Source organism: Staphylococcus sp. GDB20D11A (assembly GCF_016893255.1).
GTDB lineage: Bacteria > Bacillota > Bacilli > Staphylococcales > Staphylococcaceae > Staphylococcus > Staphylococcus aureus.
On the sequence record NZ_JAFEPJ010000018.1, the window covers coordinates 26,868 to 44,770 of the forward strand.

Sequence of the window (17,903 nt, forward strand, 5' to 3'; positions counted from 1 at the left end):
GTACAACATATTTCATATAGACTCTTTATTATTTTTTGTGCTAAAATATTTACTTGTAAATTATTTCGTGTTTTAAAAAAAAGGAGTAACTCTATGAATAAAAATACATGGGTCATTGGGTTTACGCTCTTCGCTATGTTTTTTGGCGCAGGCAATCTAATTTTTCCTCCTAATCTCGGATTGGATAGTGGTCAATTTTTCTGGCCCGCCATTTTAGCGTTTGTTCTAACTGGGATTGGTTTACCATTATTAGGTGTGATTGTAGGTGCACTTGATAAAGAAGGATATATTGGCGCATTAAATAAAATTTCACCTAAATTTTCAATATTGTTCTTAATCATCATTTATTTGACTATAGGGCCACTTTTCGCAATACCTAGAACTGCATCTACATCTTTTGAAATGACAATTACACCAATTATACATAGCAATAGTAGTATCGCTTTATTTATATTTACGATTATCTACTTCATAGTCGTTTTGTATATTTGTTTAAATCCATCTAAGTTAATCGATCGTATTGGTTCATTATTAACACCATTATTATTGATTACTATTTTAGCGATGATTATTAAGGGATACTTAGACTTTAGCGGTAATAGTGCTGGAAAGGGCAATGAAGCACTATATCATTCTAATTTTTCAAGTTTTGCTGAAGGTTTTACACAAGGCTATTTAACAATGGATGCCATTGCAGCAATTGCTTTTTCAATGATTGTTGTTAATGCAGTAAAACTTACAGGTATTACTAAAACAAATCAAATATTCAAACAAACTTTGACTGCTGGTTTAATTGCAGCCGTTGCTTTAATTTTCATATATATTTCATTAGGTTATATTGGTAATCATATGCCAGTAAGTGATATGACGTTAGATCAATTGAAATCCAAAGATCGAAACATTGGGACATATTTATTAACGACAATGGCTTCAACAGGATTTGGTTCATTCGGAAAATATTTATTGGGCATCATTGTGGCGTTGGCATGTCTAACTACAGCATGCGGACTTATTGTTGCAGTTTCTGAATATTTCCATAGAATCGTACCTAAAGTATCATACAAAGCATTTGTATTAGTTTTCATTTTAATGAGTTTTATTATTGCTAACCAAGGTTTAAATGCTGTTATCTCAATGTCAATTCCGGTATTAAGCATTGTATACCCAGTAGCAATAACTGTTGTGTTATTAATTTTAATTGCCAAATTCATACCGACAAAACGCATTTCACAACAAATTCCAGTTATTATCGTATTTATATTGTCGATTTTCAGTGTTATGAGTAAGTTAGGTTGGCTGAAAATTAACTTTATAGAATCATTGCCTCTAAGAGCGTATTCTTTAGAGTGGTTCCCAGTAGCAATTATTGCAACGATATTAGGCTATCTAGTCGGCATATTTGTAAAACAAGATCCAATTAAATATCAACAGGAATAACGAATAATATAAAAGGAAGCATCTCCAATTTAATCTTAGGATGCTTCCTTTTTTGTTATATCTAATTCGTAATTTATGATTGTTTATTCGGTCCTTTGATGTTCACTAAATGTGACTTTAAATCTTGTTCTATTTGTTGTAATTCTTTTTCAGCTAATTGTCGTTCTTCGCGACCGTGTTGTTGAATAATTAATGTTTCTTCAATTGTTTCAATAATGTTACGCTGTGTACGTTTCAATGTATCAAGGTCAACAATGCCACGCTCATTTTCTGTTGCAGTTTCAATCGCATTTTGTTTCAACATTTCAGCATTTGCTGTTAATAAATCATTAGTTGTATCAGTGACAGCTCGCTGTGCAGCAACTGCATTACGCTGTCTCATTAATGTAAGCGCAATGGCCATTTGATTTTTCCATAGTGGAATACTTGTCAAAATTGAACTTTGTATCTTCTCGGCAAGGGCTTGATTAACATTTTGAATCATACGAATTTGTGGCGCAGTTTGCAACGCTATTTGTCTTGAAAGCTGTAAGTCATATATGCGTTTATCTAGTCTATCTATAAATTGCTGCATATCTGCAACTTGTTGAATATCCATTTGATTAGTGGATTGCTGCGCTTGCTGTTGCAATTGTGGTAGCTTTTCATTTTCTAATTGCAACTTTTTTTGCTGTGCAGCAATGATATGCAATGATAAGTCATCAAAGTATTGTTTGTTTTTATCATATAGCGTATCTAATAATTCAATATCTCTTGTTAAATGTGTTTGATGTTTCTGCAGTTGAATCGTTATGCGATCGACTTGAGCACTAACTGATTGCATTCTTGAAAAGATTTCATTGATAGACGACTTTGCTCTGCTAAAAATTCTTTTTAACATAGATGGTTTATCAGTATTTAACTCATTTGGATTAACTGACTTTAGTTTTGACATTAGATCTGACAAAGTATCTCCAATAGGACCAACATCTTTACTTTGTACTTCATCCAACATTTGATGTGAAAATTGAGACATTTGTTTCTGTAAATCAGAACCAAACGCTAATAAACCTTCATTGTCTAAAGGGTTAATTTGTTTACTGATTGTGTCTACCTGTTTTTGTTGTTCAATTGTTAACTTTTCTTTTTGAATAGTAGTATTCGATAATTCTTTATCGCTTATAAAATCATCTAGTGGATGGCTTTCTTTGAAACTTTTATTTTCAGTCATCAATCATCTCTCCAATAGTTGCTATTTTACATCAATCTTGATGATGCTTTTGATGTAACTTATTTAATTCCATTTCAATATCTAAACGTTCATAATCATCTTCGTTGAGACGTTTTAAATCAGCGATTAATGTTCGTTTGACCTCATCCAAAGTAATTCGTGTTTGTTCTAATTTTTGCTGTTCATTAATTGATTTTTTGGGCATTTTTGCTAGACGTGTATATGCATCAACCAAATTTAATGCATTATCAATATGAGAATAAAAAAAGCCTTCAACTTTATAAAATGATGCAGGTCTCTGTCTAACTGTCGTATAAATAGAACGTGAAATTTGGTATATATCATTAATCTGCCTAAAATCTTTAATTGATCTTATATTGACATATGTTTTTAAAATACCTCTAAGTTTTTGGTGTGTATGATTTAACTGATTTCGAATATAGCGATAGTCTTTTCTAGTCAAACCAATTTCGTTTAAATATTTGCGTGAAGTGAGTTTTTGTATCGGTAGGTATGTCATTAAAAAGCCAACAATACCAATAGACATATCAATTAAAAAAGATACATCAAGTGCAATCATCCCAAATATGCTTGTTAAAAACGCTACAGGAATTCCCACTAACACCCCAAATATATGAGAAATATTATATCTCACTGTCATCTTCCTTTATTTAGCATTTTATATTGATCGAAAATCCGATAATTTTTGATTTAGTTCTAACTCTTCAAGTTGATGGCTCGTTACATTTGATGCTGGTGAGGCACCTTCAATTACACCTTGAATAAATCTCTCTATATCTGCGTCATCCCCTTGTGCATATATCTCTACATAGTCATCTACATTTTGAACAGTACCGACAATGTTATAGTTCATTGCAATGCGTTGTGTAAAATATCTAAATCCGACGCCTTGAACGCGTCCGAATACTTGTAAATGTATATGTCTCATTTTTACCACCTCATAATGTTATTATACGTAGTTTTACTTAAAAAAACTAATAATTACTATAGTTGCTACTTTGTTTGTTTCAAGTCGTCAAACTTGATTTTCAGAGGATAAAGGTATAAAAATAAGTATAGAGTTTTTGAAGCATGGAAGGGGTCTTTAATAATGTGGACAGTTACCAAAATTAGAGCCGATTATGAGGGATGGTGGTTATTCAGTGACTGGCCAGAAAACATTGTTGAAAAATATCAATATCAAGATTTTGATGACATGTTTAAGCACTATCAACAATTGATTAATCAATATAAAGTTCAGTTCGATAATTATGTCACAGGCAAATATAATATTTATGCATTTTATAATAATTGTGACATGAACTATTGCGAAGATTGTGAAGAGGATTTACAAATATTTTATAGTTTCATTGTTTTACAAAATAATGAAGTATATTATAAACTACCAATAATTGATTAAATGAATATTTTTTATTATTGTATTGCAATTTGGTAATAACTGCACTATAATACAAGTTAAGCAGATGATTATTCCATATTGCAAAGAATATTTGAGTGAAATTTGCATGTATTTTTTGTAATATGCGAATAAGCATATTGAATGAATTTTAGTCTTGGAGGTTTCAGATTATGAAACAAGGTACAGTTAAATGGTTTAACGCTGAAAAAGGATTCGGCTTTATCGAAGTTGAAGGAGAAAATGACGTATTCGTACATTTTTCAGCAATTAACCAAGATGGTTACAAATCATTAGAAGAAGGTCAAGCTGTTGAGTTTGAAGTAGTTGAAGGCGACCGCGGTCCACAAGCTGCAAACGTTGTTAAACTATAATTCTTAGATTTGAATCATTGATTTTAACTAACACCTTACCAAGAAGTAAGGTGTTTTTATATGCTTATTACAAATACTTAACGCGATGAGTTTCTCAACCAAATTGAGAACTCTTTTTTTATATCACCAACATTGTTTGCAATAGAAAATTATATTTATATAATATAATTATGGTGTACAACGACGAGGTGATTTTATGAAATATCTTATCCTTAGTTTAGTTGCTAATTTATTAGTTTTCGGTGTATTATCTGCAATTGGTTTAAATATTAATATTTTAGCAGCAATGATGATGATTCTAGTTATTCCAATTACGATATCAGGAATATTATTCTTTAAAACTAATTTAGATAAGACATACATATTTTTTAACATACTTTTTATAGACTTTTATTACTATATTTACAATGTACATTTAATGGCCTTACCAAGATTTAACAGTTATATTAAAGCAGAGATGATGGAATTAGAACATATTGATGTATTAATTACAAGTAAAGATTTTGGATTTGATGAAATTTTATTTTTTACACTGTATTTGTTATTAATCCTTATCATTTTATATTATTTAAAAAAGCAAGTTAAAAGTAAAAGTTAAAGCCTAATTATTTTTGTTTCATAGTTTATTTTATAAACGAGTGATACTATGGCATTACTCTAACTTATTTATCCTTAGATTTTTTAATGATAAAATACATTAAAATGTATTGTTATTCACAGGGGGAGATTATATGCATGTGCCAAAGTATTTTCAAGTAGATGATTTTAAAGAAATCGAAAAGTTTATTCAAAGTAATTCTTTTGGAATGATTGTAACTGTGGATCAAGGAAAGCCTATAGCTACCCATGTACCATTAGTTTTAGATAAAAAAGGGGACGACTATTATATTAGTGGGCATCTAGCTAAAACTAATCCTCAATGTAATACATTAAAAGATAATCAAAATGTATTAATCATATATCAAGGTGCACATTCTTACGTTTCTTCAGCGTGGTATGAAAAAGAAAATGTACCTACATGGAATTATCAAGCAGTTCATTTATATGGTGAATCAAGTATATTAAGTGAGGAAGAAACAATAGATGACTTGAAAAGACTATTGGTAAAGTATGAAAGGCATCGTGAAGACCCAGTATTATGGGACAATATTTCTGAAAATACCAAAATGCAGGCCAAAGGTATTGTAGGCTTTAAAGTCAAGATACACAAGATAGAGGCTGCATACAAAATGAGTCAGAATCGTAATGAAAAGGATTATAATAATATAATTGAAAAGCTTGAAGATGAATCTAATGCAAGCAGTGTTGCTGTAGCTGAAGTAATGAAAAATATTCATCCATATTCATAAACCAACAAGCAATAAACTCTTAATTAAATAATCTTAAAAATTCCCCGAGTCACAGTATAATTTTCTGTTCTTCGGGGATTACTTTATTTATTTTTATTTTGTATCATTAATAATGAGTTGTCTTAACGATTGTCGCTTTATAACTTCACGTGCTTTGCCATCTTTTAAGAAAAACACAGAAGGCTTTTGCATTTGATTGTAATTGGATGCCATAGAGTAATGATATGCACCAGTTGATAATATAGCAAGATAGTCTCCACGTTTGACTGATGAAGGTAATTTAGCGTCTTTAATAATGATATCACCAGACTCACATAATTTTCCAGCTATAGTTACACTGTCATCTGCTTTTTCATTTCTATTAACAAGCAATGCTTGATACTTTGCGTCATAAAGTGCAGTTCTGATATGATCACTCATACCGCCATCGATTGAAACATATTTATTAATCTCTGGAATTTCTTTAATGGTTCCAACTTCATATAAAGTAACGCCAGCTTCACCTACAATAGATCGTCCCGGTTCAATACCTATTTCTGGTGCATCTATACCTAGAACTTTAATTTCAGATTTTATTGCGTCTGTAATATCTTTAATACCACTTTCGATAGGGAAACTTTCGTCACCTTCAACATATTTAATACCAAAGCCACCTCCAAGGTTTAATAATTCAACTTGAATATCTTGCTCTTTAAGCCAACGTAAAACAATTTTAGCAGTTTCAATAAATGCTTCTGTACCTTCAATCTGTGAACCAATATGACAATGTACACCTTTTAATTTAAGATATTTAGATTGTTGCACTTTGTCAATTGCTTTTTTAGCCAAGCCATATTGAATTGATAATCCAAACTTACTATCTTCTTGACCAGTTTGAATAAATTCGTGTGTATGTGCTTCAACACCTGGATTAACTCGTAATACAACTTGAACCGTATCATTAGCATAGCGGTCTATTAATTCAATTTCTTCTAATGAATCTATAACAAAATAACCGATATTATTTTCTAAAGCATACCTAATTTCATGTTTCGTTTTATTGTTACCATGGAAATGGATGCGACTCGATTCAAAACCTGCTTCTAAAGCTGTGTATAATTCACCTTCAGAAACAACATCTAACTGTAAATCTTCCTCAGCTACAAGTTTGACCATTTGAATGCAAGTAAATGCCTTTGAGGCGTATGAAATATTGTATTTTAATCCACTATCTTTAAATGCGCGATGGTAACGGCGCATCTGTTCTCTAATTTGCAGTTCATCATAAACAATGGTAGGTGTACCAAAGCTTTGCGCAATCGTTTTTAAACTAATACCATCCATTGTTAATTCGCCATTTTGATTATATTTAACAGTCATTTGAAATGTACTCCTTTTTTAAAGAATCATGATTCATAGCACTTAATTGTTCAGAATTTGCACCAACACCTTTAAAGGTATATTCATCGATGCGGATATCATTATTATAAAGAATAACTTCATCTTGTGCATGTACATTGCCATCTACTTCAACAAACATATGGCTCATCATTAATACACGTATCGGGTAGCGTTTACCATTGATAAGTGCTTCATGTTTAGCACGAGTTCTTAAAATTCCATCGCCATAACCGATATCAACTACAGCTAATTTTGTATTGTTTTTAGTCACTTCAAAGGCAAAGCTATAACCGCAATAATCACCAGCTTGTACTTCGCGCACTTGAATAACATGTGCTTTTACAGTCAATGACTGAACTATTTCATGTTGATTCAGTGAACTATATGGTCTTGAACCGTATAACGCAATACCTACACGGGCATGTGTATGGTGGGGTAGTAATATTTGTCCTTCCCGATAAAAACTCGCACTATTTTGAGCATGGATTAGGTCGAACTGATAACCTTCAGATAAGAGTGCTTCAACAATTTCCATCCATTGTGAACGTTCAATATTATAATCTGACACATCGAATTCATCAGCATATCCAAAATGGGTCCATAAACCACTAATAATCATTTTTGCATTTTGATTTTGATGGTGATCTTTCAATACTTCTTTAATTTCGTTTAAATCTTTAAATCCAGACCGATGTAATAAATTTTCAAATTCTAAGTGAACATGAATACCAGCTAAATCATTTTTATGGTTATAGTAATATGTCAACGACGGCAAAGTCATGTGTATTTGATGTTCACGGACTAAATCAAACTCGTAAACTGCATTCATTAAAAAGATTGTTGCATTTGGAGCAAGTTGTCTAATTTGAATTGCTTCTCGTAGTGATGTTGTGCTAAATGTATCTATACCTGCATGGATAAACTGAGTTACAGCAAATTCTAGGTCATAGTGATATGCATTATTTTTAACAACTGCCATTAATGGCTGATTGTTTTTGACTGTGATTGCATTTTGTAAAAATATTTTCTTATTTACAGACCATGTTGCTGTCAATGTATTACACCTCTTTGTAATTATTTAATAAATTTTCGTAAAAATTAGCCACGTTTATTAACACTTTTTCATCAAAATTTAAATGTGATGTGTGCAAACCAGTTACAAAACCTTTATCTTCATTTCGTGTTCCTATAAAAACAAAGTAAGCTGGAGCTAGTTGTTGACCATAAAAACTAAAATCTTCCCCAAATAAGAATGGCGTTGGTTTGTCATAGACATTTAAATCAGCTTTTATTAAGGCGTCCTCTATTTGAGTACGTAATTTCGGACTATTGATTGTAGGGGGATAACCTTCTGCAAATTTAACTTCACAGTCTACATTAAACAGAAGCTTGACACTTTCTGCTATCTTTTGCATTTGATTTTTAACGATTGTTAAATCATCAATATCATATGTACGAATTGTACCTTCTAAATAACCATTACTTGGTACAGTATTAATCGCTTCACCAGCTTTAAAATGACCAATATGAACAATATTTCGTTTCAAACCGTTAAGGTGAAATTGTTGAATTTGTGATATTTGAGTTAATACATGTTGTAATGCTTCACCACAAGAATGACCTTGTTCTTTATCAGCAACATGACTTGACAGGCCTGTTAAGAAAAAGCGATACTCTGTTGCACTGGCCGTAATTTCTTCATCTCTTATCACTGCAATGCCTTCATCAGCAAATGGGTTAACATGAATACCAAATACCGCTTCAATTGGATACTTATCAAAGGCACCGGCTTTTATTAATCGATTTGCACCGCCACCAGTTTCTTCTGCAGGTTGGAAAATGAAAACGACATTTTGCGGTAATTGACCCGCATCTTGCATGTCTTTGCAACGTTGTACAAAAAGCATTAATGCAGTTGTATGACCATCATGTCCACAAGCATGCATCACATGATCAGATTGACTGCGATAAGGCACATCATTTTCCTCTAAAATAGGTAATGCATCAATATCAGCTCTATACGCTATCGTATGTGAGCCATTACCTTCTAAGTATGCAATGACGCCAGTTTCCAATGGGCAATCGTATTTAATATTTAAACTATCTAAAAACGCTTTAATATAAGCAGTTGTTTCAAATTCATGTAAACTTAATTCAGGATGTTGATGTAAATGACGGCGATGTTTCGTAACAAATTCTAATTCATTCATAATTATCAATCCTTTGTGTTAAATTACTATATAAATAGTGTAACGTATTTCGAAATTTGTGATCATAAGTTTATTCAATGATAAACAATAAGGTTGAGACATAATCGTATCTCAACCTTGAAATTATTATACGTTGACGTCACTAGTCATTCAGTTTTCTTAATGCTGCTACAATCTCTTTTTTAGTATCTTGTACTTCAGAAGCTTGCTTAATCACTTTCGCAGGTGTACCAGCAACAACTGCACCAGCTGGTACATCTTGTGTCACAATCGCGCCAGCTGCAACAATAGCACCTTTACCAACACGTACACCTTCTAAAATAACTGCATTTGCACCGATTAATACATCATCCTCGATTATAACTGGTGAAGCACTAGGGGGTTCAATCACGCCTGCTAATACTGCGCCAGCCCCTACATGTACATTTTTACCAGTTGTAGCACGACCACCGAGAGTAGCATTCATATCAATCATCGTACCTTCGCCAACGACTGCGCCAATATTAATTGTTGCACCCATCATAACGACAGCACCATCTTCAATAATAGCTTGTTCTCTAATAAATGCACCTGGTTCAATACGTGCATTAGTATTTGTTAAGTCTTTTAATGGAATGGCAGAATTGCGACGATCCATTTCAATTTCTATATCTTCGAATTGACTACCATATGTTTCGTAAAAAGGTTTCCAATCATCTGCTTCACAAAAGATTACTTTAGATTGTTCTGAACCAAATACTTTAAAACTTTCTGGATATGTGATGCCTTCAAAATTACCATTTAAATATACTTTTATTGGTGTAGACTTTTTAGCATCACTTATATATTGAATAATTTCTTCAGCTGTTAAATGTTGTACCATAAAATAATCGATCTCCTTTAATATGTTTATAGGTTGTCAAACGTATAAAAGCCGTTTGGTTTATTAACTAAGCGTTCTGCTGCTTGTATTGCACCATTCGCAAAAATATCTTTTGATTGTGCACGATGCGTGATTTGAATCGTTTCATCAGTGCCGGCAAATAGAACTTCATGTTCACCGACAATCGTACCTCCACGAATAGAATGAATACCAATATCTTGTGGCTGGCGTTTTTCATTTAATTCATGTCTATCATAAACAGGAGTTACATTTTCTTTCAAAGATACAATCACGTCATATAATTTTTCTAACGTACCACTTGGTGCATCTACTTTTTTATTATGATGTGCCTCAGTCAATTCGATGTCGAAATCATCAAGTAGGGGAACAGCAGCTGCTAAAATTTTAGTCAGTGCATGAACGCCATAACTCATGTTCGCGCTGAAAAATACAGGCATATTTTGACTCAATTCATCTAACTTATTAAGTAGTTTTTCTTTCTCGCCAGTTGTTGCCACAACTAATGGCAAATGAAACTCTTCATCTAATAAAGGGAAAAGCAGATTTGGATTTGAAAAATCTATTGCAACATCGGCATCTTTAACATCAGCAATATGTTGGTATTGTTGATATGGCGTTGTTGCTTTCGGTGTAGGTTCGATTACCCCCACAATTTCATGGCCTTTTTCTTCTGCTAATCTAGCAACGCGTTGATTCATTGCGCCATAGCCAATTAGTAATATTTTCACTCATTTTCACCCGCTTTAAATATGTTATATGCTTCACGAAGCACTTTAGTATCTGTATCTTCTAGTGTAATTAATGGCAGACGTAATTCATAGTTTCCAAATCCTAAATAACTTGTTAAAGCTTTAATAGGAATTGGGTTAATATCAACTGATAGGGCTGATAACAGTATGCCGATTGGTTTAAATTGATCTTGAATATCTAATCCGCTTTGTTGAGCATCGTATAACGCTTGAAATTCTTTAGGAATGACATTGGCAATAACAGAGATAACCCCTTGACCACCACGTTCATAGTATTCTACAACATTGTCATCATTGCCACTATATAATGCAAATGAATTTGTATCAATGCGCTTTTTCACTTCTTCTAAATACTCAAAATCATTCGTAGCATCTTTTAAAGCTACAATAGAAGGATGTTGACTTAATATTTCTACAGTTTCTGGTTCAATTGTCATGTTCGTTCTTGAAGGAACATTGTACAGCACGACTGGTAATTTCACAGCATTTGCAATCGCTTCAAAATGTTTTACTAAACCACGTTGATTCGTTTTGTTGTAGTAGGGCGTAATTAACATAATTGCATCAGCCCCTAAGGCTTTAGCTTGGATTGAAGCTTGGATTGACTTTTCAGTATCATTAGTTCCAGTTCCTGCTATGACAGGAACACGTTTATCTACAAGATCAATAACTGTTTTTAGAATGAGTTCTTTTTCATCTGTTGTTAAAGTAGGGCTCTCAGCAGTAGTTCCATTAACGATGATTGCTTGGGCATTATTTTCTAGTAAAAAATTAACGTGTGCTTTCAAAGCTTCAAGATTAACTTTGTTATTTGTAAAAGGGGTTGTAAGTGCAACGCCAACACCCTCAAATAAATGTGTCATTTTAATTCGCTCCTTTTAAACGCATAACTTGTTCCAATACTTGTACAGCATTTAATGCAGCACCTTTTAATAAATTGTCTGATGTACACCATACATGGAAAGTATTTTCTAATGAATCATCTCTACGTATACGGCCAACAAATACTTCATCTTTATTAGTAGAATTGATTGCCATTGGATATTCATTGTTCTCTGGATTGTCTACTAAAACAACGCGGTCATCTTGATCAAATAATGCTTTAATATCTTCTGCAGTCGCTTCTTTTTCAAGCGTTACATCAATTTCAACACTATGACTATCTTGAACAGGAACACGTGCACATGTTGCTGTTACTTTTAAGTCTGGTACATTTAAAATCTTTCTAGTTTCATCAATCATCTTTTGCTCTTCTTTTGTATATCCATTTTCTAAAAACACATCAATATGCGGTAATACATTATTATAAATTGGATGTGGATATGCTTCAGGTGCCTTACCGTTAATGCCCTCAGCTAAATCTTTTTTACCTTTCATCCCTGAACCTGATACCGCCTGATATGTTGTATATGCCACTCGTTTTAATCCATAGGCATCTTGTAATACTTTTAGAGGTACAACAGATTGAATCGTAGAGCAGTTTGGATTGGCAATGATACCTCTTGTAAATGTAGGTTCATTGACTTCCGGAACGATTAAATCAATATCTTCTGCCATACGCCATTGACTTGAATTGTCTATAACGATTGCACCAGCTTTTTCAAAGAGTGGGGCAAAGTGTTCGCTTGTACCGCCACCAGCACTCATTAATACATAATCGAAATGTTCACTTGCACGAGCCTCAGTTAATTCTTGAACTGTATATGTTTTTCCTTGAAATTCAACTTCTTGCCCTGCAGAACGTGCTGATGAAAATAATACTAATTCATCGAAAGGAATATTTTTACGATTTAATGTCTCTAACATTTTTGTACCTACTAATCCTGTTGCACCCACAACTGCTAATTTTGTCATAACTTGTCACTCCATTTTATAATAATTTCCAATTTTTAGAATATTTTAACAATCATTTTACCATTAAATGTTAAATGCGTCATATAGTTTTTCTACCGCTTGTGGCCCATTAAAATCATCAATGACGTATGAAATACTTATTTCAGATGTTGTTGTTTGGTAGAAAGGTATATTATTTTCAATTAATGTCAAAAATGCTTTTGATGCCACACCTGACATATCACGCATGCCTGAGCCAATTAATGAAATTTTGACATAATGCTCATTGATTTTATAAGCTAATGCTTCATATTGATTCTTTAATGTTTCAAGAATCATAGAAATTTGATGAAAATCACAATCTTTAATCGTGAAGGATAGTTGTAGTCCATCCAAGTTGACGATTTGTGAAATCATATCAACATTTACAGCACCTTCTTCAAGTTCCGTAAATAGTTGTGTAAGTAGCTGATTGTCAGGTAGGGGATAACTAATTGTTACATGCATCATATGTTTATCCAAAGCCACACCAGTAACTGCTTTTTTCTCTAATATTTCTTCATTTGACATAATCCATGTTCCTTTCACGTTCGATAAAGTTTTTCCTAAATATAAAGGGATATTATAGTTTTTAGCTAATTCAACACTTCTTGTTTCAAGTACACCAGCACCTAAAGCGCTCATTTCCATCATTTCTTCATATGAGACGATGTCTAGTCGTTTAGCTTTTGGTAAAAGTCTTGGGTCAGTGGCATACACACCATCAACGTCGGTATAAATTTCACAAGGTATTTGATTACTAACAGCAAGTGCCACAGCGGTCGTATCAGAACCACCTCTGCCTAAAGTTGTTAATTCCTGATGTTCATTGATGCCTTGAAATCCAGCAACTACTAAAATATCGTTTTCTTGAAAGGCTTGTTCAAATGTTTGAGGATTAATTTGAGCAATTTTACTTTTTAAATGATGGCCAATGGTTTTAATACCCGCTTGATAGCCAGTCATTGCTTTGGCATTCACACCGATATCATTTAATACCATTGATAAATAAGATACAGTTTGTTGCTCTCCGGTTGTCAATAATAATGCCAGTTCTTGTTGTTTTGGTGTTTTAGTCAATGTCGATACATTCGTCATTAATTGATCTGTTGTGTTACCCATAGCACTTACAACGACAATTAATTGTTCATCTTGATTGACCCGCTCCTTTAACATTTCAGCGATCCTTTTTATTTTTGTAAAATCACTGACGGATGATCCGCCAAATTTCAACACACTTCTTGTTACCATATAATCCTCCTAATTGTTAGGAAGGGCACACAATAATAAAAAAAGAACAAGTTCGGAATGCGAACTTGCTCTTAATCTATATACAAGTGATGCACTCCATTATTTTTAAATAATGACAAACTCTCAGCTCTTAACCAAAAAGTCCAACAAATTATAACTGCTATTATAATCGCTTCGGCATCGCACCCTTTCAAATTTAGCTGTTAGCAGACAGTAATCTAAAGTTTACTCATGATTGATGCGCCTCATCAAAATATTATTAAATTGGTATGTGTTCATTATACATATGACAAATATGAATGTAAACCGATAATTTAGATTTTTTTGGAATAACCTGAAAATTCAAGTTATAGCGTTGCTTATATTATAAAAGGTGGTGATAATGAGACTTTTTGAAAAATAAAATCCAAAATACTTATAGCATACCCAATATGCACATTAAATAAATGTACTCTTTTAATGCGTTGATAACTGTATTTGTAATTTAGAGAAGGGGTGTTCACTGTGCTGATGTGTTAAAAAATAAAATAAAAAGGACACGAGGCTGGGACATTAAGTTCTTAGGCAATGTAAAAAGAGGCTGAAACGGCACCCTAGGAAGGGATCCGTCATCAAAAATTCTATTTATAGAATTTTACAGTAATGTGCCAGACGGGCAAAGTGAAGCCATTCAATACGTAGTATTGTATAAATAGAGAACAGCAGTAAGATATTTTCTAATTGAAAATTATCTTACTGCTGTTTTTTTAGGGATTTATGTCCCAGCCTCACGCCCAGTTAAAGTCTATTAAATTGAATATAGTCTCGGACATGAATCAATGCCCTAGACCCTGCAATGTTATATTGACAGTAGTTGACTGAATGAAAATGACTTTGTAGCTAGCTTTTTTCAACCCTTGTCGGCGCCACGCATAGAGAAATTGGATTCCTAATTTCTACAAACAATACGAGTTGGGGAATAAGTCCCAATATAGAAGGTGACAGTAAGTCAACTTACAAAAATGTGCAAGTTGGCCGGGCCTCAACACAGAGATTTTCGAAAAGAAATTCTACATATTATATTTATTTTAAAACGCCGATTTCTTGCAAGTATTCTTCATATGGAATTTCTTTTGAAACGCCGCCTTGTTTATTTAAATCGATAACACGGTTTGCAATCGTGTTGATAAATTCGAAGTCATAAGAAGTAAAGATGATAGAACCTTTAAATGATTTAAGACCATCATTGACAGCTGTAATACTTTCTAAGTCTAAGTGGTTAGTAGGTTCGTCAAGTAAAAGTACATTCGCACTTGATAACATCATTTTACTTAGCATACAACGTACTTTTTCTCCACCTGAAAGCACACTAGCTTTTTTCTTAACTTCTTCACCGCTAAATAACATACGACCTAAGAAACCACGTAAAAATGTTTCTGTTTGTTCATCTTCAGGAGCATATTGTCTTAACCAATCAACGAGATTCATATTTACACCCTCAAAGAACTCTGAGTTATCTTTAGGGAAGTAACTTAATGATGTAGTAACACCCCATTTAAATGAACCTTCGTCTGGTTCCATTTCGCCAGCTAATATTTTAAGTAATGTTGTTTTTGCAATTTCACTATCTCCAATTAAAATCGCTTTATCATTTGGATTCATTGTGAATGATACATTATCTAATACTTTTTCGCCGTCAATTGTTTTAGAGAGATTTTGAACTATTAATAAGTCGTTACCAATCTCACGCTCAGGCGTGAATTTAACGAAAGGATATCTTCTTGATGATGGTTGAATATCATCTAATTCAATTTTCTCAAGTTGTTTTTTACGACTTGTTGCTTGTTTAGATTTGGAAGCGTTAGCTGAGAAACGAGCAATAAAGTCCTGTAACTCTTTCATTTTTTCTTCTTTTTTCTTGTTTTGTTCTTGAGCCATCTTTTGAGCTAACTGACTAGATTGATACCAAAAATCATAGTTACCAACATAAACTTTAATTTTACCAAAGTCCAAATCAGCGATATGAGTACATACATTATTTAAGAAATGACGGTCATGTGATACTACGATAACAGTATTATCAAAGTTAATTAAGAAATCTTCTAACCAACTGATTGCTGGAATATCCAGACCGTTAGTAGGCTCATCCAGTAATAGTACGTCTGGTTCACCGAATAAACTTTGCGCTAATAATACTTTAATTTTTTGGTTGTTTTCTAATTCAGCCATTTTTTTATCGTGTAAAGTTGGATCGATACCTAAACCAGATAAGAGGTTAGCTGCATCAGCCTCAGCATTCCAACCATTCATTTCTGCAAATTCACCTTCAAGTTCAGCAGCACGGATACCATCTTCATCACTGAAATCTGGCTTCATATAGATTTCATCTTTTTCTTTCATAACCTCATAAAGACGTTCGTGACCTTTAATTACAACATCAAGCACGCGTTCATCTTCATAAGCATAGTGGTCCTGTTTTAAAACAGCTAGACGTTCATTTTTACCTAATGAAACATGTCCTGTTTGAGAATCTAATTCACCAGATAATATTTTTAAGAATGTTGATTTACCTGCACCATTCGCACCAATTAATCCATAACAATTACCTTCTGTAAATTTAATATTTACATCTTCAAATAGTTTACGATCTCCAAAACGTAAACTCACATCAGTTACTTGTAACATGCATTTTCTCCTTTTTTTCATTCGATATTCTAACGGAAGAATTATATCATATTATCGTCACAGTTTCGACCTCATATAAGTTGTAATGATAGAATGACTCACACATGTTATAATAATAAAGAATACAAGAATCGAAGGAGAATAACATGGCATTAGACAAAGATATAGTAGGTTCTATAGAATTCCTTGAAGTAGTAGGGTTACAAGGCTCAACTTACCTTTTAAAAGGACCAAACGGTGAAAACGTAAAGTTAAACCAATCAGAAATGAACGATGATGATGAATTAGAAGTAGGTGAAGAATATAGTTTCTTCATTTATCCAAACCGTTCAGGTGAATTACTTGCAACTCAAAATATGCCTGATATTACGAAAGATAAATATGATTTTGCTAAAGTACTTAAAACGGATCGCGATGGGGCACGTATAGATGTTGGATTACCCCGTGAAGTGTTAGTACCATGGGAAGATTTACCAAAAGTGAAATCACTATGGCCACAACCAGGTGATCATTTGCTAGTTACATTGCGAATTGACCGTGAGAATCATATGTATGGACGTTTAGCGAGTGAATCTGTTGTAGAAAATATGTTTACACCTGTACACGACGATAATTTAAAAAACGAAGTCATTGAAGCCAAACCTTACCGCGTATTACGAATTGGTAGCTTCTTATTAAGTGAATCAGGTTACAAAATATTCGTACATGAATCAGAACGTAAAGCTGAACCGAGACTAGGTGAATCTGTTCAAGTTAGAATTATCGGTCATAATGATAAAGGTGAGTTAAATGGTTCATTTTTACCACTTGCACATGAACGTTTAGACGATGACGGTCAAGTCATCTTTGATTTACTAGTTGAATATGACGGTGAATTACCATTCTGGGACAAATCAAGCCCTGAAGCGATTAAAGAAGTATTCAATATGAGTAAAGGTTCATTCAAACGTGCAATCGGTCACTTATATAAACAGAAGATTATTAATATAGAAACAGGTAAAATCACTTTAACTAAAAAAGGTTGGAGTCGAATTGACTCAAAAGAATAATCATTTTTACACGTATCGTAGGATGCGTGTTTTTTATATTCAATATTAAATCGGACAG

At 33.0% G+C, this 17,903-nt stretch carries 18 protein-coding genes and 1 riboswitch; of the genes, 6 read left to right on the forward strand and 12 right to left on the reverse strand.

Features of this window, described 5'->3' with window-relative positions:
• Positions 1–93: 93 nt before the first annotated feature.
• On the forward strand, positions 94–1,437 hold the full coding sequence (gene brnQ3 / locus JV528_RS10710) for a branched-chain amino acid-like transporter carrier protein BrnQ3 (RefSeq protein WP_001039276.1): 1,344 nt from the start codon (positions 94–96) through the stop codon (positions 1,435–1,437).
• A gap of 73 nt (positions 1,438–1,510) precedes the next feature.
• On the opposite strand, the gene JV528_RS10715 is transcribed toward brnQ3, so the two are convergent.
• The 3 genes from JV528_RS10715 to JV528_RS10725 are packed head-to-tail and all read right to left on the reverse strand — an operon-like array spanning position 1,511 to position 3,596.
• On the reverse strand, positions 1,511–2,647 hold the full coding sequence (locus JV528_RS10715; protein ID WP_000138410.1) for a toxic anion resistance protein: 1,137 nt from the start codon (positions 2,645–2,647) through the stop codon (positions 1,511–1,513).
• 31 nt (positions 2,648–2,678) lie between these two features.
• Positions 2,679–3,308 carry a 5-bromo-4-chloroindolyl phosphate hydrolysis family protein gene (locus JV528_RS10720; protein WP_001788788.1) on the reverse strand — a complete coding sequence of 210 codons (630 nt, stop codon included), beginning with the start codon at positions 3,306–3,308 and terminating at the stop codon, positions 2,679–2,681.
• A gap of 18 nt (positions 3,309–3,326) precedes the next feature.
• Entirely contained in the window at positions 3,327–3,596 is a 270-nt protein-coding gene (locus JV528_RS10725; protein WP_001215907.1) for an acylphosphatase, read from the reverse strand.
• 162 nt (positions 3,597–3,758) lie between these two features.
• Between JV528_RS10725 and msaA the strand changes: the two genes are divergently transcribed.
• The 4 genes from msaA to JV528_RS10745 all read left to right on the forward strand — a co-directional run bounded on the left by msaA (position 3,759) and on the right by JV528_RS10745 (position 5,787).
• The gene (gene msaA / locus JV528_RS10730) at positions 3,759–4,067 is read left to right on the forward strand and encodes a DUF1033 family protein (protein WP_204254831.1); all 309 of its coding nucleotides are present in this window, start codon (positions 3,759–3,761) and stop codon (positions 4,065–4,067) included.
• Positions 4,068–4,237: 170 nt separating this feature from the next.
• On the forward strand, positions 4,238–4,438 hold the full coding sequence (gene cspA / locus JV528_RS10735; protein WP_000809131.1) for a cold shock protein CspA: 201 nt from the start codon (positions 4,238–4,240) through the stop codon (positions 4,436–4,438).
• 196 nt (positions 4,439–4,634) lie between these two features.
• Positions 4,635–5,036, forward strand: a complete 402-nt coding sequence (gene msaC, locus JV528_RS10740; protein WP_000876213.1) for a sarA expression modulator MsaC — start codon at positions 4,635–4,637, stop codon at positions 5,034–5,036.
• Between the two features lie 133 nt (positions 5,037–5,169).
• Complete coding sequence (locus JV528_RS10745; protein WP_000558410.1) at positions 5,170–5,787, forward strand: FMN-binding negative transcriptional regulator; 618 nt, start codon at positions 5,170–5,172, stop codon at positions 5,785–5,787.
• Positions 5,788–5,880: 93 nt separating this feature from the next.
• Here the strand turns inward: JV528_RS10745 and lysA are convergent, their stop codons facing one another.
• The 9 genes from lysA to JV528_RS10790 form a co-directional block, all read right to left on the reverse strand.
• Positions 5,881–7,146 carry a diaminopimelate decarboxylase gene (gene lysA, locus JV528_RS10750; RefSeq protein WP_204254832.1) on the reverse strand — a complete coding sequence of 422 codons (1,266 nt, stop codon included), beginning with the start codon at positions 7,144–7,146 and terminating at the stop codon, positions 5,881–5,883.
• Positions 7,136–8,221 (reverse strand): alanine racemase, encoded by a 1,086-nt coding sequence (locus JV528_RS10755; RefSeq protein ID WP_204177676.1) that lies wholly within the window; start codon positions 8,219–8,221, stop codon positions 7,136–7,138. The genes lysA and JV528_RS10755 overlap by 11 nt, the downstream gene beginning before the upstream one ends.
• A gap of 4 nt (positions 8,222–8,225) precedes the next feature.
• Positions 8,226–9,377, reverse strand: a complete 1,152-nt coding sequence (locus tag JV528_RS10760; RefSeq protein WP_001003796.1) for an amidohydrolase — start codon at positions 9,375–9,377, stop codon at positions 8,226–8,228.
• A 142-nt stretch (positions 9,378–9,519) separates the two neighbouring features.
• Complete coding sequence (gene dapD, locus JV528_RS10765) at positions 9,520–10,239, reverse strand: 2,3,4,5-tetrahydropyridine-2,6-dicarboxylate N-acetyltransferase (protein ID WP_000249845.1); 720 nt, start codon at positions 10,237–10,239, stop codon at positions 9,520–9,522.
• 26 nt (positions 10,240–10,265) lie between these two features.
• Positions 10,266–10,988 carry a 4-hydroxy-tetrahydrodipicolinate reductase gene (gene dapB, locus JV528_RS10770; protein WP_000698239.1) on the reverse strand — a complete coding sequence of 241 codons (723 nt, stop codon included), beginning with the start codon at positions 10,986–10,988 and terminating at the stop codon, positions 10,266–10,268.
• Positions 10,985–11,872, reverse strand: a complete 888-nt coding sequence (gene dapA, locus JV528_RS10775; RefSeq protein WP_000149268.1) for a 4-hydroxy-tetrahydrodipicolinate synthase — start codon at positions 11,870–11,872, stop codon at positions 10,985–10,987. Before dapA ends, dapB begins: the two co-directional genes overlap by 4 nt.
• Before the next feature lies 1 nt (position 11,873).
• The gene (locus tag JV528_RS10780) at positions 11,874–12,863 is read right to left on the reverse strand and encodes an aspartate-semialdehyde dehydrogenase (protein ID WP_000163539.1); all 990 of its coding nucleotides are present in this window, start codon (positions 12,861–12,863) and stop codon (positions 11,874–11,876) included.
• Positions 12,864–12,926: 63 nt separating this feature from the next.
• The gene (locus tag JV528_RS10785) at positions 12,927–14,132 is read right to left on the reverse strand and encodes an aspartate kinase (RefSeq protein WP_000258727.1); all 1,206 of its coding nucleotides are present in this window, start codon (positions 14,130–14,132) and stop codon (positions 12,927–12,929) included.
• Positions 14,133–14,213: 81 nt separating this feature from the next.
• Positions 14,214–14,389: riboswitch (Lysine riboswitch) on the reverse strand.
• Positions 14,390–15,194: 805 nt separating this feature from the next.
• Positions 15,195–16,796 (reverse strand): ABC-F family ATP-binding cassette domain-containing protein, encoded by a 1,602-nt coding sequence (locus JV528_RS10790; RefSeq protein ID WP_000942303.1) that lies wholly within the window; start codon positions 16,794–16,796, stop codon positions 15,195–15,197.
• Positions 16,797–16,942: 146 nt separating this feature from the next.
• On the opposite strand from JV528_RS10790, the gene cvfB reads away from it, so the two are divergent.
• The gene (gene cvfB / locus JV528_RS10795; protein WP_001162363.1) at positions 16,943–17,845 is read left to right on the forward strand and encodes an RNA-binding virulence regulatory protein CvfB; all 903 of its coding nucleotides are present in this window, start codon (positions 16,943–16,945) and stop codon (positions 17,843–17,845) included.
• Positions 17,846–17,903 lie beyond the last annotated feature (58 nt).

What these genes read in the sequence shown, in the direction of transcription:
- JV528_RS10780 (WP_000163539.1), bottom strand. Translation starts at nt 12,863, where the DNA reads ATGACAAAATTAGCAGTTGTGGGTGCAACAGGATTAGTAGGTACAAAA.
- JV528_RS10725 (WP_001215907.1), bottom strand. Translation starts at nt 3,596, where the DNA reads ATGAGACATATACATTTACAAGTATTCGGACGCGTTCAAGGCGTCGGA.
- JV528_RS10785 (WP_000258727.1), bottom strand. Translation starts at nt 14,132, where the DNA reads ATGGTAACAAGAAGTGTGTTGAAATTTGGCGGATCATCCGTCAGTGAT.
- JV528_RS10760 (WP_001003796.1), bottom strand. Translation starts at nt 9,377, where the DNA reads ATGAATGAATTAGAATTTGTTACGAAACATCGCCGTCATTTACATCAA.
- lysA (WP_204254832.1), bottom strand. Translation starts at nt 7,146, where the DNA reads ATGACTGTTAAATATAATCAAAATGGCGAATTAACAATGGATGGTATT.
- JV528_RS10745 (WP_000558410.1), top strand. Translation starts at nt 5,170, where the DNA reads ATGCATGTGCCAAAGTATTTTCAAGTAGATGATTTTAAAGAAATCGAA.
- cspA (WP_000809131.1), top strand. Translation starts at nt 4,238, where the DNA reads ATGAAACAAGGTACAGTTAAATGGTTTAACGCTGAAAAAGGATTCGGC.
- dapD (WP_000249845.1), bottom strand. Translation starts at nt 10,239, where the DNA reads ATGGTACAACATTTAACAGCTGAAGAAATTATTCAATATATAAGTGAT.
- msaA (WP_204254831.1), top strand. Translation starts at nt 3,759, where the DNA reads ATGTGGACAGTTACCAAAATTAGAGCCGATTATGAGGGATGGTGGTTA.
- JV528_RS10720 (WP_001788788.1), bottom strand. Translation starts at nt 3,308, where the DNA reads ATGACAGTGAGATATAATATTTCTCATATATTTGGGGTGTTAGTGGGA.
- cvfB (WP_001162363.1), top strand. Translation starts at nt 16,943, where the DNA reads ATGGCATTAGACAAAGATATAGTAGGTTCTATAGAATTCCTTGAAGTA.
- brnQ3 (WP_001039276.1), top strand. Translation starts at nt 94, where the DNA reads ATGAATAAAAATACATGGGTCATTGGGTTTACGCTCTTCGCTATGTTT.
- msaC (WP_000876213.1), top strand. Translation starts at nt 4,635, where the DNA reads ATGAAATATCTTATCCTTAGTTTAGTTGCTAATTTATTAGTTTTCGGT.
- dapA (WP_000149268.1), bottom strand. Translation starts at nt 11,872, where the DNA reads ATGACACATTTATTTGAGGGTGTTGGCGTTGCACTTACAACCCCTTTT.
- JV528_RS10715 (WP_000138410.1), bottom strand. Translation starts at nt 2,647, where the DNA reads ATGACTGAAAATAAAAGTTTCAAAGAAAGCCATCCACTAGATGATTTT.
- JV528_RS10790 (WP_000942303.1), bottom strand. Translation starts at nt 16,796, where the DNA reads ATGTTACAAGTAACTGATGTGAGTTTACGTTTTGGAGATCGTAAACTA.